Origin of the sequence: Streptomyces sp. NPDC001351 (genome assembly GCF_042896045.1) — a bacterium.
Lineage (GTDB): Bacteria > Actinomycetota > Actinomycetes > Streptomycetales > Streptomycetaceae > Streptomyces.
Window position 1 is genome coordinate 164855 of sequence record NZ_JBIAWS010000016.1, and the last position, 22785, is coordinate 187639.

Consider the following 22785-nt stretch of genomic DNA (forward strand, 5'->3'; position numbering starts at 1 on the left):
TGAAGGGCGGGTGCCGGAGGCGAACTTCCGTTTGCCTACCGAAGTGGTGGACTTCCTTGAAGTGGTACGAGCGTGTCACGTCCACGCAGCACACGCTTAACACGGGTCCGGCACATTAGTGGGTGTCGGCAGGGCGGGAGCGGCTCCCCGCCCCCGCCGGCACCGAAACGTCCAAGGACCTCCGGAGCGGCTCCCGGACCTCCATGGACGCCCGGACGCGAGACCCGGCCCTGACCCGGTCAGCGTCCCTCGCGGGGACCGCCGTCGTCCCGCCCCCCGGCAACGGGGGTGCGGCGGTCCCCGCGGATATCTTTTTCCGCGGGGCTATGCGTTCGTACTGGCCCAACTCCCCAGCAGCGCCAAGCGCTCCGCCGTCTCCGAGCCCGGCTCCGGGGTGTACGCCACGATCGTCTGGTCCGGCTCTCCCGGCACCGACAGCGATTCGTACGGCAGGGTCAGCAGGCCTGCGACCGGGTGCCGGACGCGCTTGACCCCGTACATGCACGCCTTGACCTGGTGGTCGGCCCACAGGCGGCGGAAGTCCTCGCTCTTGAGGGAGAGTTCGCCGACCAGTTCGCGCAGGCCCGGGTCGTCGGGGCGGGCGCCCGCGTTCAGCCGCAGATGGGCCACGGTCTGGGCGGCGACCGCGGCCCAGTCGGGGTAGACGTCACGGCCGCCGGGGTCCAGGAACAGGTGGCGGACCATGTTGCGCCGGGCGGACGGCATCCGGCTGAAGCCGTTCAGGGCGTCGGCGAGCGCGTTCCAGGCCAGGACGTCCATGGCGGGCCCGAGGACGAACGCCGGGGTGTGGGCCATGCCGTCGAGCAGCGCCTGGATGCCGGGGCGGACCCGGGGCGCGGCCCGGCGCCGCTCGCGCTTCTTCTGCGGACGGGCCACCGCGTAGAGATACGCGTGCTCCTCCTCGTCCAGCCGCAGCACGCGGGAGATGGCGTCCAGTACGGCGTCCGACACGCTCGGCCCACGGTCCTGTTCGAGGCGGATGTAGTAGTCGACGCTGACGCCCGCCAGCTGCGCCACCTCCTCCCGGCGCAGGCCGGGCACGCGGCGTCGTCCGTGCGAGACCAGCCCCACCTCCTCGGGCTGGATGCGGGCGCGGCGCGAGCGCAGGAAATCTCCGAGGTCCCCGTCCATGGGTTCGATCGTAGGGGAGGGGAGGAATCCGAACCTGGTACTGGCAGACCCAGGAAAAGCTCATCCCTGGGTAGGGCCCGAGCGGCGGCGCAGGGTGGTTGGTGTCGCCGGGAGACGCCCGGGCGACTTCCTTGCGGAGGAGCACTCATGTCGTACGAGAACCTGGCCGGCCGTACCGCTGTCGTCACCGGGGCCGCGAGCGGGATCGGTGAGGCCGTCGCCGTACTGCTGGCGGCGCAGGGCGCCAGGGTCGCGCTGCTGGCGCGGCGCCGTGAACGGCTGGACGCGATCGTCGAGAAGATCCGGGCGAACGGCGGGCAGGCGCTCGCCGTGGTCGCCGACGTGACCGACGGCGGGTCGGTGGACGCGGCCGTAGAGCGGATCCATGCCGCCTACGGGACCGTCGACCTGGTCGTGAACTCGGCCGGAGTCATGCTGCCCAACCCCGTCGACGACGGGCGGGTCGACGAGTGGCAGCGGATGCTCGACACCAATGTCAGCGGTGTGCTGCGGGTGATCCGCGCCTTCACCGCCGATCTGGTGGGCGCGGCCGCGGACGGCCGTACCGCGGACCTCGTGAACATCTCGTCCGTCGGCGCGCACATCACGTTCCCCAACTACGCGGTGTACGGGGCGACCAAGGCCGCCGTTACCTATCTCTCGCAGTCCCTGCGCGGTGAGTTCGGACCCCGTGACGTGCGCGTCACCAATATCGAGCCCGGGCTGACGGCGACCGAGCTGGCGCAGCACATCGACAGCGACTCGCTGCAGGAGCAGGTGGAGGGGATGGTCGAGGCGCTGGGTTCGCTGTCGGCCGAGGAGGTCGCCGATGTCGTGGCCTACGTCAGCAGCCGTCCTCGGCACGTCAACCTGCGGCAGATCATGGTGCTGCCCACCCGGCAGGTGTGAGGTCAGTCCTCCCAGCGGTCCTCGTCCTTGGCGGAGCGGCGACGGCGGCCGAAGAGGTCGGCGTTGGCGCGGACGGCCTGGAAGGCGTTCACGCCGACGATGCCGGCCCAGGTGACGAAGAGGCCGGGCAGATGACCGATGCCGCCGCCGATCGCGGACAGCGGGATCGCCAGGACCAGCGAGACGATGCCGAAGCCGAAGCGCTCGCCCCAGGAGTCCGTCGGCGGCTTCGGTGCCCGGGAGCCCCGGGCCACCACCATCTGCTGCTCGGCGAGCTGCCGGCGCACCCGGCGCTCCACCGCGCCGTCGATGCGCTGGTCGACCTTCTCCAGGAACGAGTCGACCAGCGCCGACTCGTACTCCTCGCCGAGTTCCCTGCGCGCCTGGAGGGTGGCGTTGAGTTCCTTCTTGAGCTCGGCGTCCCGCGCGTCCATCCCCGTCTCCATTCCCGTCATGGGAACCCACGTTAGGGAGCCGGGGCGCTCACCGCACTGGGGATAGCCCCCCTGTCGGGGCTGGGGCCGGCCGGGAGGACACCGAACGACTCCAGCACCCGGCGGTGGCCCTGACCGACCCCGCTGATGCTGACCTCGATACCGCGGCCGCGCAGCTCGCCGACCACGTCCTTCAGCGCCATCGCACCGGTCGCGTCCACTGCCGTCAGGCCCGACAGGCGCAGGTCGACGGCCGCGACGCCCTGCACGTCGGCGAGGCTGCGGCGGAAGCGCTGGGCGGCGGCGAACAGCAGCGGGCCGTCGAAGCGGTAGGTCACCGTGCCCGCCCCTCCGGGTACCTCGTCGGCCGCGGCGGGCGTGAGGCGGGTGCCGCGGACGGCCGCGCGCAGGGCCAGCAGGACGGAGACACCGAGCCCGATCAGCACGGCCCGTACCAGGTCCAGGGCGAGCGTCGAGGCCGCGGTGAGGACCAGGACCAGGGCGTCGCCGTGGGTCGCGCGGGCCATGGTCCGTACCGCGTCCGTCTCCACCATCCGTACGGCGGTCGCGAGCAGGACGCCCGCCAGCGCGGCCAGCGGGATACGCCCCACCAGCGGGGCGGCGACCGCGACGATCCCGGCCAGGATCACGGCGTGCGCAAGGGCGGCGAGGCGGGACGCGGCGCCGGTGCGGACGTTGACCGCGGTGCGGGCGATCGCGCCCGTCGCCGGGACGCCGCCGAAGAGCGGGGCCGCGAGGTTGGCGACGCCCTGCCCGAAGAGCTCCTTGCCGGGGTCGTGGCGCTCACCGGGGCGCATCCCGTCGGCCACGGACGCGGACAGGAGGGACTCCAGGGCCGCGAGCGCGGCGACCGCGGCTGCGGGAGCGAGGAGGGAGGGAACGCGGGTGACGTCGAGGAAGGCGAGGGAGGGCGCGGGCAGCGAGGGCGGAAGCGAGCCGATCCGGGTGACGTGCAGGTGCAGGGCCTCGGCCACGACCGTCGCCGCGGCGACGGCGGCGAGGGAGAAGGGCACGGTCGGCTTCCAGCGGGCGCCCGCCAGCATCAGTGCCGCCGAGCCGAGCGCGAGCAGCAGGGCCGGCCAGTGCGGGGCGGCCCCGAACTCCTCGGCCGCCCGCGCCGCGACGACCGCGACCTGCTCGCCGTGCGGGAGCGGCACACCGAGCGCGTTCGGCACCTGCTGTAGGGAGATCACCGCCGCGATGCCGATGGTGAAGCCGGCGATCACGGGAGCGGGCACGTACGCCATGGCGGATCCGGCCCGGGCGAAGGCCAGCCCCAGCAGCATCAGCCCGGCGAGCAGGCCGACGGTGAGGACGCCGTCGGCGCCGTAGTGGTGCACGATCGGCACGAGGACGACGGTCATCGCGCCGGTGGGGCCGCTGACCTGGCGCGCGCTGCCGCCGAAGAGCGCGGCGAGCGCCCCGGCGACGATCGCGGTGACCAGCCCGGAGGCGGCACCGAGCCCGGACGTCACTCCGAAACCGAGGGCGAGGGGAAGGGCTACGACGGCCACGGTGAGGCCGCACAGGAGGTCGCGCCGCGGGGCGCGGGTCATGGAGCGGAGGTCGGCGAGGGAGGGCAGGACGGAGAGGGACGGGCGAGGGGGGTTCATGGGTCTTCTTCGTGAAGGGGGGGGTGACAGGTGGTTCAGGGCAGCAGGGAGACCAGCCCGGTGTCGAGGTCGAAGCGGGCCGCCGTGATGTGCGCCGAGGTGAAGGCCGGGTCGGCGCGGATCGCGTCCCGTACCCAGACCGTGTTGGCCCGCATGGTGTGTTCGGCCCAGTCGCCGGGCAGGTGCCGGGTGCGCAGGGCGGCCGGGGCGATCTCGTCCACCAGCAGCTCCAGATGGCCGGGGACCGGGGCGTCCGTGCGCAGATGGTCCAGCGTGGCCGCGACCGCCCCGCAGCGCTCGTGCCCGAGCACCAGCACCAGCGGGATGCGCAGTTCCTGGACGCCGTACTGGATGGAGGCGAGCACCGCCTCGTCCAGCACCTGGCCGGCCGTCCTTATGCAGATCAGGTCCCCGAGGCCCTGGTCGAAGACGAGTTCCGGCGGCACCCGGGAGTCGATGCAGCCGACGACCACCGCGAACGGGTGCTGTCCGGCCGCCAGCGCGTGCCGCCGCCCGTTGCTCTCGTGCGGGTGGCGGGAAGTGCCGGTGGCGTAGCGCCGGTTGCCGGCGAGCAGGTCGCCGAGGGCGGAGCGGGCGGTGACGGGCGGGCGGGGCCGGGCGTCGGGGTCGGCGGGGGCCGCCGACGCGGGGGCGGCGGCCAGCGCGCCGACGGCGGTGGCGGCGAGAAAGGCCCTGCGGTTCGAGGCCATGACGCATCCTCAGGTGTTGTGCCGATAGCGCACATTCACCGTATGCATGCGATCAGTTACCCTGAGTGCCCGTTTAAAAACACTTGGTTGATTCGTCGTCAGATCATCGCCGCCCGGATACCCCTTCTTGATCTCTTCATCTCTTGATCAGACGAGCCCGTGCTGCTTGGCGTACGCGTTGGCCACGTCCTCCGGGTCCTTCTTGTCGTTGTCGACCTGGCTGTTGAGCTGGGTGAGCTGGGCGGTCGTCAGGACGTTGCCCAGCCTGGCCAGGGCCTTGCGGACCTTGTCGTCGGCCTTGCGGTCGGCGATGAGCGGGACGATGTGCTGGCTGGGGATCAGGTTCTTCGGGTCGCTCAGCACCACCCAGTCGTTGGCCGCGATGTCGGTGTCGGTGGTGAAGAGGTTCGCCACGTCCACGTCGCCCTTCTTCAGGGCGCCCTTGACCAGCGGGCCGTCGGAGTCGAGTGACTTGAACTCCTTGAACTCCACGCCGTAGACGTCCTTCAGCCCGATCGCACCCACCCGGCGCTTCTTCACCTCGGGCGCGGCGCCGATGACCAGCTTGCCGTTCTGCTTCGCCAGGTCGGCGAGGGAGGCCAGACCGTACTTCCGGGCCGTCTGACGGGTGACCACGAAACAGTCGGAGTCGGCGGCCTGTCCGTACGGCAGGACCTGCAGGCCGCTGGGCATCGCCAGCGTGAGGGCGTTCTGCATGGTGCCGGGCTCCGCCGAATCGTCCTTCGGTGCCAGGTAGTTGAGGAGGGCACCCTGGTACTCGGGCAGGAGGTCGATGTCGCCGCTCTTCAGGGCGGGGATCACGATCTCGCGGGTGCCGAGGTTGGGGCGGACCTTCACCTTCACTCCGGCCTGCTGGAGTACGGCCGCGTAGAGGTAGCCGAGTACCTGGTTCTCGGTGAAGTTGGCGGTGCCGATGGTGACTCCGCCCTTGCTGGAGCCGCCGCCACCGGAGGCGGAGCCCTGGCCGTCGAGGGAGGTGATGCCGCTCGCGCAGGCGGAGAGGGCGGGGACGGAGGCCGCGGCGAAGAGGCCGCCGAGGAGAGTGCGTCGGTTCATCGGGAAGTCCCTAGGCGGTGCGGTGGCGGAAGAGGAAGCGCTGGAGGGTGCTCAGCAGCAGGTCGAGGAGTACGGCGACCACGGCGACCAGCACCGCGCCGCCCAGCACCTGCACGAGGTCGCGCTGGGCGAGGCCGTCGAAGACGTAGCGGCCGAGACCGCCGAAGGAGACGTACGCGGCGATCGTGGCCGTCGCGACGACCTGGATCAGCGCCAGGCGCAGGCCCGTCATGATCAGGGGGAGCGCGAGGGGCAGCTCGACCTGGAACAGGACCTGGTGGCCGCGCATGCCCTGGCCGCGGGCGGCATCGCGGACGTCCGGGTCGACGGCCGTCATCCCGGCGTAGGTGTTGGTGACGATCGCCGGGACCGCGAGCGCGACCAGCGCGACGTACACCGGCAGCATCGACAGGCCGCCGGCCAGGAAGACCAGCACGACCAGGCCGACGGTCGGCAGTGCGCGGCCGAAGGACGACAGGTTGATCGCGACGAACGCGCCCTTGCCGGTGTGGCCGATCAACAGGCCGAGGGGGAGGCCGATCGCGGCCGCGATGAGGGTCGCGAGAAGGGAGTACTGGAGGTGCTCGGCGAGGCGGTGGGCGATGCCGTCCGGGCCGGTCCACTGTGATCCGCTGGTCAGCCAGCTGCCGAGGTTCTTGAAGAGTTCGTACATCTCAGGCTCGCCGCCTCTTCCACGGGGTGAGGGCGTACTGGAGGGCCACCAGCAGGGCGTCCGCGACCACGGCGAGGAGGATCGTGAGGACCACGCCCACGATCACCGGGGTGGGGAAGTTGCGCTGGAAGCCGTCGGTGAAGAGCTGGCCGAGGCCGCCGTCGCCGATGTAGGTCGCGACGGAGACCAGGGAGATCGACATGACCGTCGCGATACGGACGCCCGCCATGATCACGGGGAGTGCGAGCGGGAACTCGACGGTGAGGAGCGTGCGCAGGGGGCGCGTGCCCATCGCCTTCGCGGCCTCCTTGGTCTTCGCGGGGACCGAGTCGAGGCCCTCGACCGTGTTCCGCAGCAGCACGACCAGGGTGTAGACGGTCAGGCCGATGACCGTGGTGGTGCGGGTCAGGCCGCTGATCGGCAGCAGGAGCACGAAGATCGCGATCGACGGGATCGTGAACAGGACGTTCGAGAAGCCGAGCAGGAAGCCGCGCAGGGGGCGGATCCGGTGTGCGACCACCGCGAGCGGCAGCGAGATCAGGACGCCGAAGAAGACGGCGGTCAGGGCGGCCTGGAGGTGGGAGACCGTGAGGCTGGTGAGGTCGTCGGTGTGGTCGCCTATCCACGACCAGTCGATGGTCATGCGGCCACCCGGGCTTCCGTGTGCGCCTGGCCTGCGTGCCGGTGGATGTCGTCGCGGGACGAGACGCCGGTGAGGACGCCGTCCGCGTCGACGCGGGCGATCAGGCCGGTGGGCGAGGCGACCGACTCGTTGAGCGCCGACAGGAGGGAGTCGGTGTCCTTGAGCGGGCGCACGGGGAGTTCGGCGTCCCTGCCCGCCCAGCGCAGGGGCTTGCGTGCCTCGTCGAGTACGAGGGTCCAGGCGCCGCCCTCGGGGGCCGGGCCCTGCGGGACGTCCGCGAGGGTCGTCAGCGAGAGCAGCTTCAGGCCGCGCTCGGCGCCGAGGAAGCCGGCCACGAAGTCGTCGGCCGGGCGGGCGAGGAGTTCGGCGGGTGCGGCGCACTGCACCAGGTGGCCGCCGGTGCGGAAGACGGCGATCTGGTCGCCGAGCCGCACGGCCTCGTCGACGTCGTGGGTGACGAAGACGATGGTCTTGCTCAACTCCTTCTGCAGGCGCAGAAGTTCGTCCTGGAGCTGGGTGCGCACCACCGGGTCGACGGCGCCGAAGGGCTCGTCCATCAGCAGGACGGGCGGGTCGGCGGCCAGCGCGCGGGCCACGCCGACGCGCTGCTGCTGGCCTCCGGAGAGCTGGTGGGGGTAGCGCTTGCCGGCGTCGGCGGAGAGGCCGACGGTCTCCAGCAGCTCGGCGGCCCGGGTGCGGGCCTTCCGGCGGCCCCAGCCGAGCAGGAGCGGCACGGTGGCGATGTTGTCCAGCACCGTGCGGTGCGGGAACAGCCCCGACTGCTGGATGACGTACCCGATGGAGCGGCGCAGCTCGGCGGCGTCCTGCCGTGTGACGTCCTTGCCGCCGACCCGGATGGTCCCGGAGGTCGGCTCCACCATGCGGTTGACCATCCGCAAGGTGGTCGTCTTGCCGCAACCGGAGGATCCGACGAGGACCGTCACGCCCCCTTCCGGCATTTCCAGGGAGAGGTCGTGGACTGCTGTCGTGCCGTTGGGGAAGCGCTTGTGGACCGCGTCGAACTGGATCATGAGTTGTCCCTTGCCCGGCTGTATAACGTCATGCAGAGTTCTTGGTAGCTGAATAGGTTGTCAACGGGTTGGTGTTAATCCGAGGTAACGGATGACCGAAGAGCAAGATCGAGTGTCCGGATTGAGGGGAGATTGGGGTCTTATGTCGTCTCGGATCGTGGACACATCGCCCGCGGCGCTCTCCGGGGGCGCCGGTCTCGTCGTCCTCGACGGGGTCGGTCTCGGCGTCGTGGACGTCGTGCGCCTCGCCGACGGGAGTGCGCGGCCGGTCCCCGGGAGCGAGGCGATGCGGCGCGTCGAGGAGTCCTGGGACGCCGCCCGGCAGATCGCCGCGACCGGGCGCGTCTACGGCCGCTCCACCGGTGTGGGCGCCAACCGGAACGAGGACGTGCCCACCGAGGCGGCCGCCGAGCACGGCCTCAGGCTGCTGCGCAGCCATGCCGGCGCGATCGGCGAGGAGCTGCCCGCGCGGGAGGTGCGGGCGATGCTCGCGGTCCGCGCCAACCAGCTCCTCGCGGGCGGCGCAGGCCTCAGGCCCACCGTCGTCACCGCGCTGTGCGAGGCGCTGGAGAGCGGGGCACATCCGGTCGTCAACGAGTTCGGGTCGGTGGGCACGGGGGACATCGCGGCGCTGGCGCAGGCGGGACTGGCACTCGCGGGGGAGCACCCCTGGCGCGGGCCGGGCGCGCCCAAGCCCCAGCAGCTCGACAACAACGACGCGCTGGCCTTCATCAGCAGCAACGCCCTCACCCTGGGCCAGTCCGCCCTCGCCCTGCACGAACTGCGCGGGCTCGTGCAGGCCACCCAGGTCGTCGCCGCCCTCTCCCTGCTGGCCGTCGACGGCTCGCACGAGGCGTACGCCGCCCCCGTGCACGCCGCCCGCCCGCACCGGGGCTCCAGCGAGGTCGCCCGCCGGATGCGCGAACTGATCGGCGCGGCGGACCGGCCCACGCCTCCCCTCGGCCGGATCCAGGACCCGTACGGCTTCCGCTGTCTGCCCCAGATCCACGGCCCGGCCCTGGACGCGGCGGACGACCTGGAGGAGGTCGTCGCGATCGAGATCAACGCGGCCGCAGAGAACCCCCTGATCTCACCCGAGGACATGGCCGCCTACCACCACGGCGGCTTCTACCAGGCCCAACTCGCCCTCGCCCTGGACCACTTCAGGCTGTCCCTCACCCAGGTCGCCCGTCTGTCGACCTCACGTCTCTCCACGCTCAACGAGCCCGCCTTCACCCGGCTGCGGCCCTTCCTCGCCGACGACGTGCCCGCCTCCTCCGGCGTGATGATCCTCGAGTACGCCGCCGGGGCCGCCCTGGGTGATCTGCGGGCCTTCTCCGCTCCCGCCTCGCTCGGGCACGCTGTACTCTCCCGGGGCGTCGAGGAACAGGCCAGCTTCGCCTCGCTCGCCGCACGTCAGACACTGCGCGCCTGCCGCGCGTACCGTCTCGTCGTGGGCTGCGAACTGGTCGCCGCCGTACGGGCCCTGCGCCAGCGCGACATGCGGCCCGAACCGGACCTCCCGGTGGGCCGCGCGCTGGAGCTCGCCGAGTCGGTACTGGGGGCCGACCAGGCCGACCGGCCGCTCACGGAGGACGTGACGGCGGCGGCCGCACTGCTGGACCGGTTCACGGACATCTGGAGGGGGAGCGGGTCATGAGCACGGAGAGGGACGTGAGCGTGGTGGACAGTCCGGCGGGGCGGCTGCAGGCGCTCTTCGAGGGGCACCGGCTGACGCCGACCCAGCGGCGCATCGCACACAGCATGGTGCGGCGCGCCGCCGACGTGCCGTTCCTCTCCAGCGTCGAGCTGGCCGAACTGGCCGGGGTCAGCCAGCCGTCCGTGACCCGCTTCGCGGTCGCCCTCGGCTTCGACGGCTACCCGGCCCTGCGCAAGCACCTGCGCGAGGTCGCCCCCGCCGAACAGGCCGCGGACGCCGGCTCGTACAACGAGTACCAGCAGGCCGTGGAGGCCGAGATCGAGAACCTCCGGCACCTCGCGGAGCTGCTGGCCGACCCCCGGCCCGTGCAGAAGGCGGGCCGGCTGCTGGCGGCCTCCCGGCCGCTGCCCGTCCTCGGGCTGCGCGCCGCCGCCTCCCAGGCCTACGGTTTCGGCTACTTCGCCGCCAAGGTCCACCCGGACGTACGGCTGCTGAACGAGGGCGGCACGATGATCCACGACCGCATCGAGGCCGCCGTACGGGCCGGAGCGACAGCGCTGCTGTGCTTCGCGCTGCCCCGGCATCCGCGCGAGGTCGTGGACACGCTGGCCTTCGCGAAGGAGGCCGGCCTGACGGTGGTGACGGTCGCCGACTCGGCCTTCGCGCCGGTCGCCAAGGTCTCCGACCTGCTCCTGCCCGCCGCCGTCGGCACGGGGCTCGCCTTCGACACCGCCTGCGCGCCGATGCTGCTCGGCCGCGTCCTGCTGGAGGCGATGTGCGACGACCTGCCGGACGCGCAGGCCCGCCTGGAGGAGTTCGACGCACGGGCGGCGGCGCGCGGGCTGTTCGTGGAGTAGTCCCACGTTTTCAGATTCGTCTCACGTTGCCTCGTTAACGTGCGTCTCACGGATGCCGCACAGACATGAGACGGGAGACGGACGTGGCACGCGGAGAAGGCAGAGCCCAGGGTCTGGCTCGGGTGGCCGTCGTCGTACGGGCCGGAGCAGCACCCCTTTGGTGGGCCGGGGTGTTCGCGGCGGGTGTCGGAGTACTGGTGCCGGGGCTGACCGGGCGGCGGATCGGCGTGCTGGCGGGAGCCGTGCTGTTCATCCTCGCCGCGGCGGTCGTCCCGACCGTGCGGCGCAAACGGTACGCCGCGCTCGCCCGGGCGGCCGCCCGCGCCGGCAAGCACGACGTGCTCCAGGACCGCGCGGTGAGCGTGCGCAACTGGCGCCGCGGGCACCGCTGGTGGCTGCTGCTCGCCTTCGCGGCGGCCCTCGGCAGCGCGTTCGCGGTGCCCGCTGCCGGAGGCATGCTGCTCGCCGGGTGCGGCACCGGGCTGCGGCTGAAGGCCGCCTGGCTCGGGCGGCGCGAACGGGCCGACGACATCCTGCTGTGGGTGCGCGTCGACTGGCTCGCCGCGAACGGCGGCCGCCCGGCCGGCAAGGCAGTCAAGGCGTACCGCAGCACGGGCATCGCGGCGGGCGACGCGGCTCCGGGCGGAGCGCGGCGCCGCACCGCGGCGCTCGTATAGCGAGACGGTCGGTCAGACCTCGAGCTCCTCCTCGATCTTCTTCAGCTGGTGGCGGGCCATCGCCAGGTTGGACCTCTTGGCGTCGAGCACCAGGTACAGGAAGAGTCCGTTGCCGCCGCGGCCGCTGATCAGGCGGATCAGGTGGTACTGGTCGCTCAGCGTGATCAGGATGTCCTCGATCTGGCCCTTGAGCCCGAGGTGCTCCATGGTGCGCATCTTGGCGCGGACGACATCGGTGTTGCCGGCGGCGGCGACATTCAGGTCGAAGCTCTTGCTGCCGCCCATCGTGCCCAGCGCCATGCCGCTGGTGTAGTCGACGAGCGCGACGCCGGTGGCGCCCTCGATGGAGGCGAGCGCCTCTTTCAGTGCGGTTTCGGTGTTGGCCATGACTGTGCTCCTCGGTTCCTCTCAACTTTCCGTGGTGGTGCGCGCGTTGGTGTTGGTGGTTGTGGTGCGTGGTGCGCGCGGGGTTCTGGTCCGTGGGGCGGCCGGTTTGCTCTCCGGTTTGGCCGCCTTGGCCTCCCTGGCCGGACTGCTCTGGTGGGCGGGTGCCGTACGGCTGTCGCCGAGCTCGCCGATGCGGGCGGCCGCCCGGCGGCCCTCCAGGAGGAGCCGGCCGAGGTTCACGCGGTCCTGGGCGAGCAGCGTCAGCACGGCTGCGCCGCCCGCCGCGTACGTCGCCACATAGCCGTACACCCCGCGCACGAGCAGTTCGCGGAACTCGCCCTGTCCCGTCGCGTCCGCCAGCTTCACCGCTGCTCCGTGCGCGGTCTCGACGAGCGCGGCCATGCCGTTCGGCTCCACGCCCGGGGTGTCGTGGGCGAGGACGCGCCCGTCGAGGCCGGTCGCGAGGGCGCCGGTGAGCTGGGGGACGCGGGCTCTCAGACGGCGCAGCTCCTCGAGGATGTGCGGGTCGGCAGCCATCCGGTGTCTCCTCTCGAACCAGTCAAAGGGCCTCCAGCGCATCCCTGAGCCTCTTCAGCAAGGTGGTGTGGGGATCGGGCGGCAGCTGCTCGGGGCCGGTCGGCGGGGGTGGCTCGCCACGGGCGGGCGACGGCTGGGCCGGCTTCGGCTGTGCCGGTCCGGGCCGGGGCGATACGACCCCCGCCGCCATCAGCCGCCGCACGTCCACCAGGGTGTGGAAGGCCGGGCGGCCCAGTTCGCGGGCGATGTCCGGTGCCGTGCGCTCGCCGTTCACCCGGTCCAGCACGCTCCGCTGGCGGCGGGTGAGGGCGGGGGCCGCCACGGGGTCCGCGCGGATCAGGGGGGCCTCGTCGGTCCTCGGATCCGGCCAGATGCGGTGCAGGAGGTCACGGCGGCGCAGCGTCTCGTGCTCCAGGGCGGCCACCGGGACCGGGTGGATCGGGCCGATGGGGTGGGCGGTGCCGTAGCGGAAACGGCCGGGCGTGCTGCTGGGGGCGAGGGCGAAGTACGCGGCGTCGTACAGCGCCGTCAGCCGGCACAACTCCAGTGCTCCGGAGGTGAGATGGCCGCTCTCGATCAGGTGGCGGACGGCGCCGTGACCGTCGTCCGCCTCGGTGAGCGCTCGCTGCCAGGCCTCGGGGGAGAGCGTGCCGTGGGCCGTGAGGAGGGTGTCCAGACCGGGTGCGGACGGGCTCTCGGCGTGCACCACCAGGCCCTCGGCGAGGTGGAGCGTGCCGCGCTCGCGGACCAGGACGCCGGTGGCCCGCTCGGCGGCGAGCCGGGTCAGCATCGGGGAGACACCGCCCCACCCCCGCTCGCCGGCCGCGGTCTTGGTGCGCACGGGCAGACGCGGGGGTTCGGCCGTCCGGACGGCGGTCATGCCAGCACCAGCCGTTCGGCCATCTCGCCCAGCCGGATGCGGGCCAGCGCCAGATTGCCCTCCGCGCGGGCCAGCCACAGGTGCAGGAACACACTGCCGTCGAAGGAGGCCCCCACGAACCGCAGCACGTGATAGCTGTCCCGGTTGCTGACGATCAGGTCCTCGACCGGCGGATCCGCGTCGACGGCCGCCCCGCCGTCGGGATCGTCGTCCGGCGCGAACGCATGCTGCTCGGCGGCCAGCCGGGCGATCTCGGCGGCCTCCACCGCGGCCGCCTCCTGGTCGCCGCCGGGGGACTCGCCGACGGTGCCCAGGGCCAGCCCGCTCATCCAGTCGATCAGTGCGGCCCCCCGGGCACCGGGCAGTCGCATCGCTTCCAGCAGACACTCGTCGATTCCGGGCACCGTGGCTCCCCTCCCGCCTGCGGTTCGGCTGAGTGACGCCGAAACTACGCAACGTGTGCGCGAGGGGTGAGCGTTCTGGCATTTTCCAGTGGAACATGCGCCGGGCGACTAAGGTGGGTCAACTTGCCTTGATTCACCTGTAGTTGACCATCAGGCCCACCGGCGTGCGTCAACGGCGGTCAGGCGCCCGGAGGGTGGTGAGCGAGTCCACGTGCGCCCCTCCCGACTCGGCCACGATCTCGTCGAGGCTCTGCGGCTCCCGGACGGTCACGAAGGCGGTGCCCCCGGCCCCGTCCGGTGCGAAGCCGTAAATCCCGGGCCGCGCGAGGGAGTTGTACGCGTAGTGGTGCGCGAAGTAGTACGCCCCCGTGTCCAGCGCCGCCGCGTAGTCCCCCTGCTCCAGCAGCGGCAGCGCCCGCCCCTCCGCCAGCAGGTCGCCCGAGAAGCAGGCCGGCCCCGCCACGTCCTGCACGACCGCGGGGCCCTCCTTGGGGCGCCCCTTGCCGTCGTAGGCGGCGATCCTGAGCGGCCAGGCGCCCGGCACGTACACCGTCCGCGTCGCCACCTGCACACCCGCGTGCGTGACCGCGACCGGCCGCCCGCCCGCGCTCTTGGCGTACTCCACCCGGGCCACCACCGTCCCGTGCTTGGCCAGCAGCGACCGCCCGAACTCGGTGACCAGCCCGTACCGCCCGTCGAACAGTCCCGGCACCGCCTCGCTCAGCAACCGCGCGTACTGCGCGTACGTCGGTGTCGTGTCGTCCGAGCCGAAGTTCACCGGCAGTCCGCCGCCGATGTCGAGCGTGTCGATCTGCGGGCGCCCGCGCCGCCGGTTGATCTCCTCGGCGAGCGCATATGTCTCGGCCACGCCCTGCACCATCAGCGAGAGCGGAATGCCCTGCGACCCGGTGTGGGCGTGCAGCCGCGTCAGCCACGGGCGGTCCGCATACGCCCGTACGACCCACTCCCGCGCCCCCTCGTCGCGCAGCGCCACCCCGAACTTCGAGGTCGCCGTCGCGGTCGAGGTCGCCTCGATGGAACCTCCGCCGACCTGCGGGTTCACCCGGATCCCGAGCGGGGAGCGGCTGGTCGCGGACCGTATCAGGGCGTCGATGCGGTCCAGCTCCTGCGGGTTGTCCGCGTTCACGGCGATGCCCAGCGCGAGTGCCTCCCGCAGTTCGGCCGGGGTCTTCGCGGGCGAGTCCAGGACCGTCAGGTTCGGCGGCACGCCCGCCGCCCGCGCCAGCGCCAGCTCGCCGGGGCTCGCCACCTCCGCGCCGATCCCCTCCGCCTGCAGCAGCCGCAGCACCGGCACCAGCGGGGTCGCCTTCACCGCGAAGGCGTGCAGCACGGGTGTGCCGGGGGCCGTGACCGCGTCGAACGCCGCCCGCAGCTCGGCGGCCGCCTCCCGGATGCCGGTGATGTCGAGCAGCCCCACGATGGGGGTGTCGGGCCCCAGCAGCCCCTGCTCCACGGCGGCCCGCACCGCCTCGTCCCGCCGGGTCGCCCGCTCGGCCCCGTCCCCGCCCCTGTCGTACCTGCCGTCCATGGGATCCCCCGTTCCTCGCCGTCCGTGCCTGTGCATCCAGCCAAACATCTGCGGCGGGCCCACGCTGGCGCGCGGATGTATTGACTAGTTCTATTCAGAGCGTCAGGATGTGAATAACAGCAGCAACAATCCGCTAGGAGGCAGACCATGTCAGGACCCCGCCCCGTCCGAGCGCCGCGCGGTACGGAACTGAGCGCCCTGGGATGGCAGCAGGAAGCCGCCCTGCGGATGCTGCAGAACAACCTCGACCCGGAGGTCGCCGAGCACCCCGACAAGCTCGTCGTCTACGGCGGCACCGGCAAGGCGGCCCGCGACTGGCGCTCCTTCGACGCCATGGTGCGGACGCTGAAGGGGCTGAAGCAGGACGAGACCATGCTGGTCCAGTCCGGCCGCCCCGTCGGCGTCATGCAGACCCACGAGTGGGCCCCGCGCGTCCTCATCGCCAACTCCAACCTCGTCGGCGACTGGGCCAACTGGGAGGAGTTCCGCCGCCTGGAGGCCCTCGGCCTGACCATGTACGGCCAGATGACCGCCGGCTCCTGGATCTACATCGGCACCCAGGGCATCCTCCAGGGCACCTACGAGACCTTCGCCGCCGTCGCCGCGAAGAAGTTCAACGGCACCCTCGCCGGGACCATCACGCTGACGGCCGGCCTCGGCGGCATGGGCGGGGCCCAGCCCCTCGCCGTGACCATGAACGACGGCGTCGCCATCTGTATCGACTGCGACCCGCGTGCCATCGAGCGCCGCATCGAGCACCGGTACCTGGACGTGAAGGCCGACAGCCTGGAGCACGCCCTCCAGCTCGCGGTCGAGGCCCGCGACGCCCGCCGCCCGCTCTCCATCGGCCTGCTGGGCAACGCCGCCGAACTGCTGCCCCGCATGCTCGCCGAGTCCGCCCCCATCGACATCGTCACCGACCAGACCTCCGCCCACGACCCGCTGTCGTACCTGCCGCTGGGCATCGACTTCGACGACATGGCGGACGCGGCGGCGAAGGACCCGGCCGGGTTCACGGTGCGCGCGCGGGAGTCGATGGCCAAGCACGTCGAGGCGATGGTCGGGTTCATGGACGCCGGTGCGGAGGTCTTCGACTACGGCAACTCGATCCGTGGCGAGGCCCAACTCGCCGGGTACGAGCGGGCGTTCGCGTTCCCCGGCTTTGTGCCGGCGTACATCCGGCCGCTGTTCTGCGAGGGCAAGGGGCCCTTCCGGTGGGCCGCGCTGTCGGGTGAGGCGTCCGACATCGCGAAGACCGACAAGGCGATCCTGGACCTCTTCCCGGAGAACGAGTCCCTCGCGCGCTGGATCAAGATGGCGGGGGAGCGGGTCCACTTCCAGGGTCTGCCCGCGCGTATCTGCTGGCTCGGCTACGGCGAGCGGGACAAGGCCGGGGAGCGGTTCAACGACATGGTCGCCTCCGGTGAGCTGGCCGCTCCGCTGGCCATCGGGCGCGACCACCTCGACTGCGGGTCCGTCGCCTCGCCGTACCGCGAGACCGAGGCCATGCTCGACGGCTCGGACGCGATCGCCGACTGGCCGCTGCTGAACGCGATGGTGAACGTGGCGTCGGGCGCGTCCTGGGTGTCCATCCACCACGGTGGCGGTGTGGGCATGGGGCGGTCCATCCACGCGGGGCAGGTTTCTGTCGCCGACGGCACCAAGCTCGCGGGCGAGAAGATCCGGCGCGTGCTGACGAACGACCCCGGGATGGGTGTCATCCGGCATGTCGACGCCGGGTACGACATCGCCGAGTCGGTCGCCGACGAGCGGGGTGTACGGGTTCCCATGCGCGAGGGTGACGACGCGTGACCCTTCCGGGAGATGAGCGGCGCGGCAACCGCCCGGCGGGGGCCGAGGTCTCGTCGCCGACTGCGGCTTCGGCTGTGCCCACCCGCCCCCACTCTCAACTTCGTTCGAGCGGGGGGACCCCCATCGCCCTGCGGAACGACTGCCCACAGCCTGGACGGACTGAGGCCGCACGGCCTGGCGGTGGTGGCTCGTTCCACTCCATGTGGCGCGAGTTGCTTCCCATCGGGCGGCACGCCGAGTCTCGTGGGTACCGGCGGTTCGCCTGGACCGGGGCCGATGTCGAGTGTCGGGCCTGGTTCAAGGAGCAGGCCCGGCTGCGTGGGCTGGCGTACGAGGTCGACCGGAACGGGAATCAGTGGGCCTGGGTCGGGGATCCGAAGGCCGGGGATGCCGTCGTCACGGGGTCGCACCTTGACTCCGTGCCCGACGGGGGTGCCTTCGACGGACCCCTGGGCGTCGTGTCCTCCTTTGCCGCCCTCGACGAACTCCGCGGGAGGGGGGTGGAGTTCCGCAAGCCGCTCGCCATCGTCAACTTCGGTGACGAGGAGGGCGCCCGGTTCGGGCTCGCCTGCGTCGGGTCGCGGCTCACCGCAGGGCAGCTCACCGTCGAGAACGCCCACAAGCTGACCGACGGCGACGGGATCAGCCTGCCCAAGGCCATGGAAGCCGCCGGCTACGACCCCGAGGCCATCGGGGCCGACCCGGAGCGGCTCGAGCGCATCGGCGCCTTCGTCGAACTGCACGTCGAGCAGGGCCGGGCGCTGGACCTGTCCGGCGACCGCGTCGGCATCGCCAGTGCCATCTGGCCGCACGGCCGCTGGCGTTTCGACTTCCGGGGCGAGGCCAACCACGCCGGCACGACCCGTCTCGTCGACCGGCGCGACCCCATGCTGTCGTACGCCGAGACCGTCCTCGCCGCCCGCCGGGAGGCCGAACTCGCCGGTGCCGTCGCCACCTTCGGCAAGATCGCCGTCGAGCCGAACGGCGTCAACGCCATCCCCTCGCTCGTGCGCGGCTGGCTCGACTCCCGCGCCGAGGACCAGCAGCGTCTCGACGCCGTGGTCGGCGGCATCGAGAACGCCGCCCGCGAGTACGCCGCCGCACACGGCATCGACCTCGACGTCGTCCGGGAGTCCTTCACGCCCGTCGTCGAGTTCGACCACGCCCTGCGCGACGAACTGGCCCGCATCCTCGGCAAGGACACCGACATCACGGTGCCCGTCCTGGGTACGGGTGCCGGACACGACGCCGGAATCCTCTCCGGGAGCATCCCGACCGCCATGCTGTTCGTGCGCAACCCCACGGGTGTCTCGCACTCCCCGGCCGAGTTCGCCGCCGAGGACGACTGCGTGGCCGGGGTGCTCGCACTCGCCGACGTACTGGAAGGGCTGGCCTGCAGGTGACGCACTCCCACACGCGGACGTACTGGCTGGAGCACGCCTGGCTCGACACCCATGTCGAGCCGGGAGTCGCCGTCGAGGTGGCGGACGGCCGCATCGCCGCCGTCCGCACCGACGTGCCCACCCCGCCCCCCGGCGCCGAGATCCTGCGCGGACTCACCCTGCCGGGGCTGGCGAACGCCCACTCGCACGCCTTCCACCGCGCCCTGCGCTCCACCGTCCAGGTCGGCTCCGGCACCTTCTGGACCTGGCGCGAGGTCATGTACTCGGTCGCCGACAAGCTGACCCCGGAGAGCTATCACGCGCTCGCCCGCGCCGTGTACGCCGAGATGGCGCTGGCGGGCGTCACCTCCGTCGGCGAGTTCCACTACGTCCACCACGCGCGCGGCGGCACCCCCTACGCCGACCCCAACGCCATGGGCGAGGCCCTCATCGCGGCCGCCGCCGACGCCGGCATCCGTATCACCCTCCTCGACACCCTCTATCTCTCCTCCGGCCTCTCGAACCGGCCCGGTGGCGAGCCGCCCAACACCCACCAGCTGCGCTTCTCGGACGGCAGCGCGGAGGCCTGGGCCGAACGCTGTTCAGTTCTCAAGGAACGGGATCACGCGCGGATCGGCGCCGCCATCCACTCCGTACGGGCCGTGCCCGCCGGCCAGTTGGCGACCGTGGCGCAGTGGGCCGAGGAGCGGCGGGCCCCGCTCCATGTGCACCTGTCGGAGCAGACCGCCGAGAACGAGGCGTGCCTGGAAGTCCACGGCTGCACCCCGACCCAGCTCCTCGCCCTGCACGGGGTGCTCGGCCCGCGCACCACCGGCGTCCACAACACCCACCTCACCGCCGAGGACATCTCCCTCATCGGCGGCTCCGGCACCGGCACCTGTATGTGCCCGACGACCGAGCGGGACCTCGCGGACGGCATCGGACCGGCCGTCGCCCTGCAGAACGAGGGCTCCCCGCTCTCCCTCGGCTCCGACAGCCACGCCGTCATCGACCTGCTCGAAGAGGCCCGCGCGATGGAGCTCAACGAGCGCCTGCGTACCCAGAGCCGCGGCCACTGGACCGCCGCGGCACTGCTGCGCGCGGCCTCCGCCGACGGTCACGCCGCCCTCGGCTGGGACGAGGCGGGCAGGATCGAACGGGGCGCCCTCGCCGACCTCACGACGATCGCTCTCGACTCGGTCAGGACAGCGGGACCGCTGCCCAGGCTCGGCGCCGAGACCGCCGTATTCGCCGCGAGCGCGGCGGACGTACGGCACACGGTCGTGGGCGGCCGGCATGTCGTACGCGACGGCGCCCACGCGCTTGTACCGGATGTGCCGCAGGCCCTGGCACAAGCCGTCGAAGCCCTTCGCGGCTGACCACCATCCCCCGCCCGGCCACCCACGAGGACACGACGATGAGCAGCACCGTCATCACCAACATCGCCACGCTGGTCACCAACGACCCCTCCCTCGGTGACGGCTCCCCCCTCGGACTGATCCAGGACGCGGCGCTCGTCATCGACGGCGACCGGGTCGCGTGGACCGGTGAATCAAGCAAAGCACCCGCCACTGACAACCGGGTCGACGCCGGCGGCCGGGCGGTCCTCCCCGGCTTCGTCGACTCGCACTCCCACCTGGTCTTCGCGGGCGACCGGACCCAGGAGTTCAACGCCCGCATGTCCGGGCGGTCCTACAGCGCGGGCGGCATCCGCACCACCGTCGCCGCCACCCGCGCCGCGAGCGACGGGGAACTGGAGGCCAACCTCACCCGCTATCTCACCGAGGCCCTCCGCCAGGGCACCACGACCTTCGAGACGAAGTCCGGGTACGGCCTGACCACCGAGGACGAATCCCGCGCCCTGCGCATCGCCGCCGCCCACACCGACGAGGTCACCTACCTCGGCGCCCACATCGTGTCCCCCGACTACGCCGACGACCCCGCCGGCTATGTCGCTCTGGTCACCGGCGAGATGCTCGACGCCTGTGCGCCGTACGCCCGTTGGATCGACGTCTTCTGCGAGAAGGGCGCCTTCGACGGCGACCAGGCCCGCGCGATCCTCACCGCGGGCAAGGCCAGGGGCCTGCACCCGCGCATCCACGCCAACCAGCTCTCCTACGGCCCCGGTGTCCAGCTGGCCGTGGAACTGGACGCGGCCAGCGCCGACCACTGCACCCATCTGACGGACGCGGACGTCGACGCGCTCGCGGGCAGCCGTACGGTCGCCACCCTGCTGCCCGGCGCCGAGTTCTCCACCCGCGCCGAGTGGCCGAACGCCCGCCGTCTCCTCGACGCGGGCGTCACCGTCGCCCTCTCCACCGACTGCAACCCGGGCTCGTCCTTCACCTCCTCCGTCCCGTTCTGCATCGCCCTCGCGGTACGGGACATGGGGATGACCCCGGACGAGGCGGTCTGGGCGGCCACCGCGGGCGGCGCCCGGGCCCTGCGCCGGGACGACGTCGGCCGCCTGAGTCCCGGCGCCCGCGCGGACCTCATCACCCTCGACGCCCCGAGCCACGTCCACCTCGCCTACCGGCCGGGTGTGCCGCTGGTCACCGGGGTGTGGCGCCGGGGCGTCCGGGAAGTCTGACCGGGCTTCCGGGTCAGGAGGCCCCCGCCCGCCAGCGCTGCTCGGCACCGCCGTCCAGCGGCCGCAGCGACAGGCCGTCGTCCCCGTACGGCGTCAACGCCGTCTCGATGGCGATCGCGGGCCGGATCACACCGTCGGCGTCCACCATGAACATGAGGTTCTGGCCGTTCCTGCTGTACACCGAGTCGCAGGTCCAGATGCCCACGCCCCGGTCCACATCACCCCGGCTGTCCAGGCAGAAGTCCGGGTCGGCCGAGGACTGCACCACCCCGCGCCCGGAGTCGACGCGCCAGCGCTGGGTGCGGGACGAGGAGCAGGGGGCCGTGACGACGTCCGTGCCGTTCTGGAAGTCGCCGTCGCGGACGTCCAGGCACCGGCCGGTGGCGACGTTCACGATCTGCGCGAACGTGCCGTCCGGGGCGTGGGTGGGGGAGGGGGAAGGCTTCGGAGACTTCGAAGGCGACTTCGAGGGCCGCTTGGAGGGGGCTGAACTCCGCGTCGGTGACGGCGACTTGCTCTTCGCCGAGGGTGACGGTGACGGCGAAGGGGCGGCGGAGACCGTCGCCGTGACCGTGACCTGCGCCGGGATCGTCGGCGTACCCACCGCGCCCGCCGCCTCCTGGGACGGCGAGGACGGTGCGGCGGCCTGGGAGAGCAGGAAGACGATCAGGGGCGCCAGGGCCACCCCGACGGCGATCGAGGTCAGCAGGAGGCGCCGCGAGGGAGGCCACGGCGCGACGTCCGCACGGGCCCTGGGGCGCGGCGCCTCCTCGGGCGTCGTGACATACGCCTTGCCCGCCCACGGCAGCAGGCCCTCGGCCAGCGCGGTGCGTGGCGCGTCGCGCAGGGCCGACAGTTCCTCGTAGGCCGTCGTGCAGTGGACGCAGTGCACCATGTGGGCCCGCAGGTCGGCGCTGGTGCGCGGGCTGTGGGGCCGTACCGACTCCTCGATGAGCCGGCCGAAGTTGCCGCAGCGCGGGTCGGCCGAGGCGGCCAGGCGGGAGCGTAGACACGCCTGGCCCATGGCCTGGAGGGCGGAGGCGGTCTCGTGGCCCACGTCCTCGCGGGTCAGGCCGAGGAAGGCCGCCGTCCTGTCCTCCGCCTCCTGCTCCACGACGCCGTACCAGACGAGGCCCTGGGCACGGGACGGAAGCGACCGGAAGGCGGTGAGCAGGGGCGGTACGGGGACGTCGGAGCCGGCCGCGGTCAAGGCGAGCAGCAGGCCCGGGTCGAGACCGCCGGCTCGACCGGCGGTCGCCCAGGATGCGGCAAGTTGCCCGGTCAGCAGCAGGAGGTGAAGTCGGAGGGGGACCAGGGGTTCCGTGCCGCGTGCCGTCTGCCGGACCGCCAGGGTGAACGCCTGCGCGGCCAGGTCCCGTGCGGCGGTCTCGCTCGCCGTGCACAGCCGGGCGTAGGCGAGGACCGACGGCTGATGGCGGGCGCGGAGTTCCTGCAGGGCCGGATAGAGCGTGGGGGTGCTGGTGCGCAGCAGTTCGGTCAGCCGCGCGTCGGACGCGCCCGCATGCACCTCTTTCTGGGGGATACCCCCAGACCCCCGGCCGCCCCCGGTCTCGACTCCGTCGTCGGTCCCGTCGGCCCGAGCCATCCGCCCGCCTCCTTGCACCCTTGCAGCCCGCCCGGACTCTGACCTACCGGCGGGTATGGGGGCCCATAGTGATGGATGGAAACCTCTGGGGAAAGAGTTTCTGTGGGTAACCCAGGGAACGGCTGAGCGCGGCCCGCCCGGGTAACCGGACGGACCGCGCTCAGAAAGCCGAGGCAGGGCA

At 72.3% G+C, this 22785-nt stretch carries 22 protein-coding genes; 8 read left to right on the forward strand and 14 right to left on the reverse strand.

Annotated features, from left to right (window positions below; translation table 11 throughout):
- Positions 1 to 324 precede the first annotated feature (324 nt).
- A complete protein-coding gene (locus ACFY1U_RS41745; RefSeq protein WP_390699260.1) occupies positions 325 to 1152 on the reverse strand; it encodes a helix-turn-helix transcriptional regulator in 828 nt (275 codons plus the stop codon).
- A 147-nt stretch (positions 1153 to 1299) separates the two neighbouring features.
- Here ACFY1U_RS41745 and ACFY1U_RS41750 point away from each other — a divergent pair, with 147 nt between their 5' ends.
- Entirely contained in the window at positions 1300 to 2061 is a 762-nt protein-coding gene (locus ACFY1U_RS41750; protein ID WP_390699261.1) for an SDR family oxidoreductase, read from the forward strand.
- 2 nt (positions 2062 to 2063) lie between these two features.
- On the opposite strand, the gene ACFY1U_RS41755 is transcribed toward ACFY1U_RS41750, so the two are convergent.
- The 7 genes from ACFY1U_RS41755 to ACFY1U_RS41785 form a co-directional block, all read right to left on the reverse strand.
- Positions 2064 to 2495, reverse strand: a complete 432-nt coding sequence (locus ACFY1U_RS41755; protein ID WP_390699361.1) for a hypothetical protein — start codon at positions 2493 to 2495, stop codon at positions 2064 to 2066.
- A gap of 32 nt (positions 2496 to 2527) precedes the next feature.
- Entirely contained in the window at positions 2528 to 4129 is a 1602-nt protein-coding gene (locus ACFY1U_RS41760; RefSeq protein ID WP_390699262.1) for a SulP family inorganic anion transporter, read from the reverse strand.
- Between the two features lie 35 nt (positions 4130 to 4164).
- A complete protein-coding gene (locus ACFY1U_RS41765) occupies positions 4165 to 4839 on the reverse strand; it encodes a carbonic anhydrase (RefSeq protein ID WP_390699263.1) in 675 nt (224 codons plus the stop codon).
- 147 nt (positions 4840 to 4986) lie between these two features.
- Positions 4987 to 5916, reverse strand: a complete 930-nt coding sequence (locus ACFY1U_RS41770) for an ABC transporter substrate-binding protein (RefSeq protein WP_390699264.1) — start codon at positions 5914 to 5916, stop codon at positions 4987 to 4989.
- A 10-nt stretch (positions 5917 to 5926) separates the two neighbouring features.
- Positions 5927 to 6589 (reverse strand): ABC transporter permease, encoded by a 663-nt coding sequence (locus tag ACFY1U_RS41775; RefSeq protein ID WP_030941765.1) that lies wholly within the window; start codon positions 6587 to 6589, stop codon positions 5927 to 5929.
- A gap of 1 nt (position 6590) precedes the next feature.
- Positions 6591 to 7232: an ABC transporter permease gene (locus tag ACFY1U_RS41780; protein WP_030941763.1), complete on the reverse strand. Its 642-nt coding sequence runs from the start codon at positions 7230 to 7232 to the stop codon at positions 6591 to 6593.
- Positions 7229 to 8263 carry an ABC transporter ATP-binding protein gene (locus ACFY1U_RS41785; RefSeq protein WP_390699265.1) on the reverse strand — a complete coding sequence of 345 codons (1035 nt, stop codon included), beginning with the start codon at positions 8261 to 8263 and terminating at the stop codon, positions 7229 to 7231. Before ACFY1U_RS41785 ends, ACFY1U_RS41780 begins: the two co-directional genes overlap by 4 nt.
- 142 nt (positions 8264 to 8405) lie before the next feature.
- Between ACFY1U_RS41785 and ACFY1U_RS41790 the strand changes: the two genes are divergently transcribed.
- The 3 genes from ACFY1U_RS41790 (at position 8406) to ACFY1U_RS41800 (ending at position 11457) form a co-directional block, all read left to right on the forward strand.
- Positions 8406 to 9923 carry an aromatic amino acid ammonia-lyase gene (locus ACFY1U_RS41790; RefSeq protein WP_390699267.1) on the forward strand — a complete coding sequence of 506 codons (1518 nt, stop codon included), beginning with the start codon at positions 8406 to 8408 and terminating at the stop codon, positions 9921 to 9923.
- The gene (locus ACFY1U_RS41795; protein ID WP_390699268.1) at positions 9920 to 10780 is read left to right on the forward strand and encodes a MurR/RpiR family transcriptional regulator; all 861 of its coding nucleotides are present in this window, start codon (positions 9920 to 9922) and stop codon (positions 10778 to 10780) included. The genes ACFY1U_RS41790 and ACFY1U_RS41795 overlap by 4 nt, the downstream gene beginning before the upstream one ends.
- 65 nt (positions 10781 to 10845) lie before the next feature.
- On the forward strand, positions 10846 to 11457 hold the full coding sequence (locus ACFY1U_RS41800) for a hypothetical protein (protein WP_390699269.1): 612 nt from the start codon (positions 10846 to 10848) through the stop codon (positions 11455 to 11457).
- Positions 11458 to 11469: 12 nt separating this feature from the next.
- Here the strand turns inward: ACFY1U_RS41800 and ACFY1U_RS41805 are convergent, their stop codons facing one another.
- The 5 genes from ACFY1U_RS41805 to ACFY1U_RS41825 form a co-directional block, all read right to left on the reverse strand.
- Entirely contained in the window at positions 11470 to 11844 is a 375-nt protein-coding gene (locus ACFY1U_RS41805) for a hypothetical protein (protein WP_390699271.1), read from the reverse strand.
- Positions 11845 to 11865: 21 nt separating this feature from the next.
- Positions 11866 to 12381 (reverse strand): roadblock/LC7 domain-containing protein, encoded by a 516-nt coding sequence (locus tag ACFY1U_RS41810; protein WP_390699273.1) that lies wholly within the window; start codon positions 12379 to 12381, stop codon positions 11866 to 11868.
- Positions 12382 to 12403: 22 nt separating this feature from the next.
- Positions 12404 to 13261 (reverse strand): transcriptional regulator, encoded by an 858-nt coding sequence (locus ACFY1U_RS41815; RefSeq protein ID WP_390699275.1) that lies wholly within the window; start codon positions 13259 to 13261, stop codon positions 12404 to 12406.
- On the reverse strand, positions 13258 to 13665 hold the full coding sequence (locus ACFY1U_RS41820) for a hypothetical protein (RefSeq protein WP_390699276.1): 408 nt from the start codon (positions 13663 to 13665) through the stop codon (positions 13258 to 13260). The genes ACFY1U_RS41815 and ACFY1U_RS41820 overlap by 4 nt, the downstream gene beginning before the upstream one ends.
- A 169-nt stretch (positions 13666 to 13834) precedes the next feature.
- Positions 13835 to 15214 carry a diaminopimelate decarboxylase gene (locus tag ACFY1U_RS41825; protein ID WP_390699277.1) on the reverse strand — a complete coding sequence of 460 codons (1380 nt, stop codon included), beginning with the start codon at positions 15212 to 15214 and terminating at the stop codon, positions 13835 to 13837.
- Positions 15215 to 15361: 147 nt separating this feature from the next.
- Here ACFY1U_RS41825 and hutU point away from each other — a divergent pair, with 147 nt between their 5' ends.
- The 4 genes from hutU to hutI all read left to right on the forward strand — a co-directional run bounded on the left by hutU (position 15362) and on the right by hutI (position 20998).
- Complete coding sequence (gene hutU, locus ACFY1U_RS41830) at positions 15362 to 17026, forward strand: urocanate hydratase (protein ID WP_390699278.1); 1665 nt, start codon at positions 15362 to 15364, stop codon at positions 17024 to 17026.
- 200 nt (positions 17027 to 17226) lie between these two features.
- The gene (locus ACFY1U_RS41835) at positions 17227 to 18429 is read left to right on the forward strand and encodes an allantoate amidohydrolase (protein WP_390699280.1); all 1203 of its coding nucleotides are present in this window, start codon (positions 17227 to 17229) and stop codon (positions 18427 to 18429) included.
- Positions 18426 to 19787, forward strand: a complete 1362-nt coding sequence (locus ACFY1U_RS41840; protein ID WP_390699281.1) for a formimidoylglutamate deiminase — start codon at positions 18426 to 18428, stop codon at positions 19785 to 19787. The genes ACFY1U_RS41835 and ACFY1U_RS41840 overlap by 4 nt, the downstream gene beginning before the upstream one ends.
- Before the next feature lie 38 nt (positions 19788 to 19825).
- Positions 19826 to 20998 carry an imidazolonepropionase gene (gene hutI, locus ACFY1U_RS41845; protein ID WP_390699283.1) on the forward strand — a complete coding sequence of 391 codons (1173 nt, stop codon included), beginning with the start codon at positions 19826 to 19828 and terminating at the stop codon, positions 20996 to 20998.
- 13 nt (positions 20999 to 21011) lie between these two features.
- On the opposite strand, the gene ACFY1U_RS41850 is transcribed toward hutI, so the two are convergent.
- A complete protein-coding gene (locus ACFY1U_RS41850; protein ID WP_390699284.1) occupies positions 21012 to 22604 on the reverse strand; it encodes a ricin-type beta-trefoil lectin domain protein in 1593 nt (530 codons plus the stop codon).
- Between the last annotated feature and the right edge of the window lie 181 nt (positions 22605 to 22785).

What these genes read in the sequence shown, in the direction of transcription:
- ACFY1U_RS41745 (WP_390699260.1), bottom strand. Translation starts at nt 1,152, where the DNA reads ATGGACGGGGACCTCGGAGATTTCCTGCGCTCGCGCCGCGCCCGCATC.
- ACFY1U_RS41750 (WP_390699261.1), top strand. Translation starts at nt 1,300, where the DNA reads ATGTCGTACGAGAACCTGGCCGGCCGTACCGCTGTCGTCACCGGGGCC.
- ACFY1U_RS41755 (WP_390699361.1), bottom strand. Translation starts at nt 2,495, where the DNA reads ATGGACGCGCGGGACGCCGAGCTCAAGAAGGAACTCAACGCCACCCTC.
- ACFY1U_RS41760 (WP_390699262.1), bottom strand. Translation starts at nt 4,129, where the DNA reads ATGAACCCCCCTCGCCCGTCCCTCTCCGTCCTGCCCTCCCTCGCCGAC.
- ACFY1U_RS41765 (WP_390699263.1), bottom strand. Translation starts at nt 4,839, where the DNA reads ATGGCCTCGAACCGCAGGGCCTTTCTCGCCGCCACCGCCGTCGGCGCG.
- ACFY1U_RS41770 (WP_390699264.1), bottom strand. Translation starts at nt 5,916, where the DNA reads ATGAACCGACGCACTCTCCTCGGCGGCCTCTTCGCCGCGGCCTCCGTC.
- ACFY1U_RS41775 (WP_030941765.1), bottom strand. Translation starts at nt 6,589, where the DNA reads ATGTACGAACTCTTCAAGAACCTCGGCAGCTGGCTGACCAGCGGATCA.
- ACFY1U_RS41780 (WP_030941763.1), bottom strand. Translation starts at nt 7,232, where the DNA reads ATGACCATCGACTGGTCGTGGATAGGCGACCACACCGACGACCTCACC.
- ACFY1U_RS41785 (WP_390699265.1), bottom strand. Translation starts at nt 8,263, where the DNA reads ATGATCCAGTTCGACGCGGTCCACAAGCGCTTCCCCAACGGCACGACA.
- ACFY1U_RS41790 (WP_390699267.1), top strand. Translation starts at nt 8,406, where the DNA reads ATGTCGTCTCGGATCGTGGACACATCGCCCGCGGCGCTCTCCGGGGGC.
- ACFY1U_RS41795 (WP_390699268.1), top strand. Translation starts at nt 9,920, where the DNA reads ATGAGCACGGAGAGGGACGTGAGCGTGGTGGACAGTCCGGCGGGGCGG.
- ACFY1U_RS41800 (WP_390699269.1), top strand. Translation starts at nt 10,846, where the DNA reads ATGAGACGGGAGACGGACGTGGCACGCGGAGAAGGCAGAGCCCAGGGT.
- ACFY1U_RS41805 (WP_390699271.1), bottom strand. Translation starts at nt 11,844, where the DNA reads ATGGCCAACACCGAAACCGCACTGAAAGAGGCGCTCGCCTCCATCGAG.
- ACFY1U_RS41810 (WP_390699273.1), bottom strand. Translation starts at nt 12,381, where the DNA reads ATGGCTGCCGACCCGCACATCCTCGAGGAGCTGCGCCGTCTGAGAGCC.
- ACFY1U_RS41815 (WP_390699275.1), bottom strand. Translation starts at nt 13,261, where the DNA reads ATGACCGCCGTCCGGACGGCCGAACCCCCGCGTCTGCCCGTGCGCACC.
- ACFY1U_RS41825 (WP_390699277.1), bottom strand. Translation starts at nt 15,214, where the DNA reads ATGGACGGCAGGTACGACAGGGGCGGGGACGGGGCCGAGCGGGCGACC.
- hutU (WP_390699278.1), top strand. Translation starts at nt 15,362, where the DNA reads ATGTCAGGACCCCGCCCCGTCCGAGCGCCGCGCGGTACGGAACTGAGC.
- ACFY1U_RS41835 (WP_390699280.1), top strand. Translation starts at nt 17,227, where the DNA reads ATGTGGCGCGAGTTGCTTCCCATCGGGCGGCACGCCGAGTCTCGTGGG.
- hutI (WP_390699283.1), top strand. Translation starts at nt 19,826, where the DNA reads ATGAGCAGCACCGTCATCACCAACATCGCCACGCTGGTCACCAACGAC.
- ACFY1U_RS41850 (WP_390699284.1), bottom strand. Translation starts at nt 22,604, where the DNA reads ATGGCTCGGGCCGACGGGACCGACGACGGAGTCGAGACCGGGGGCGGC.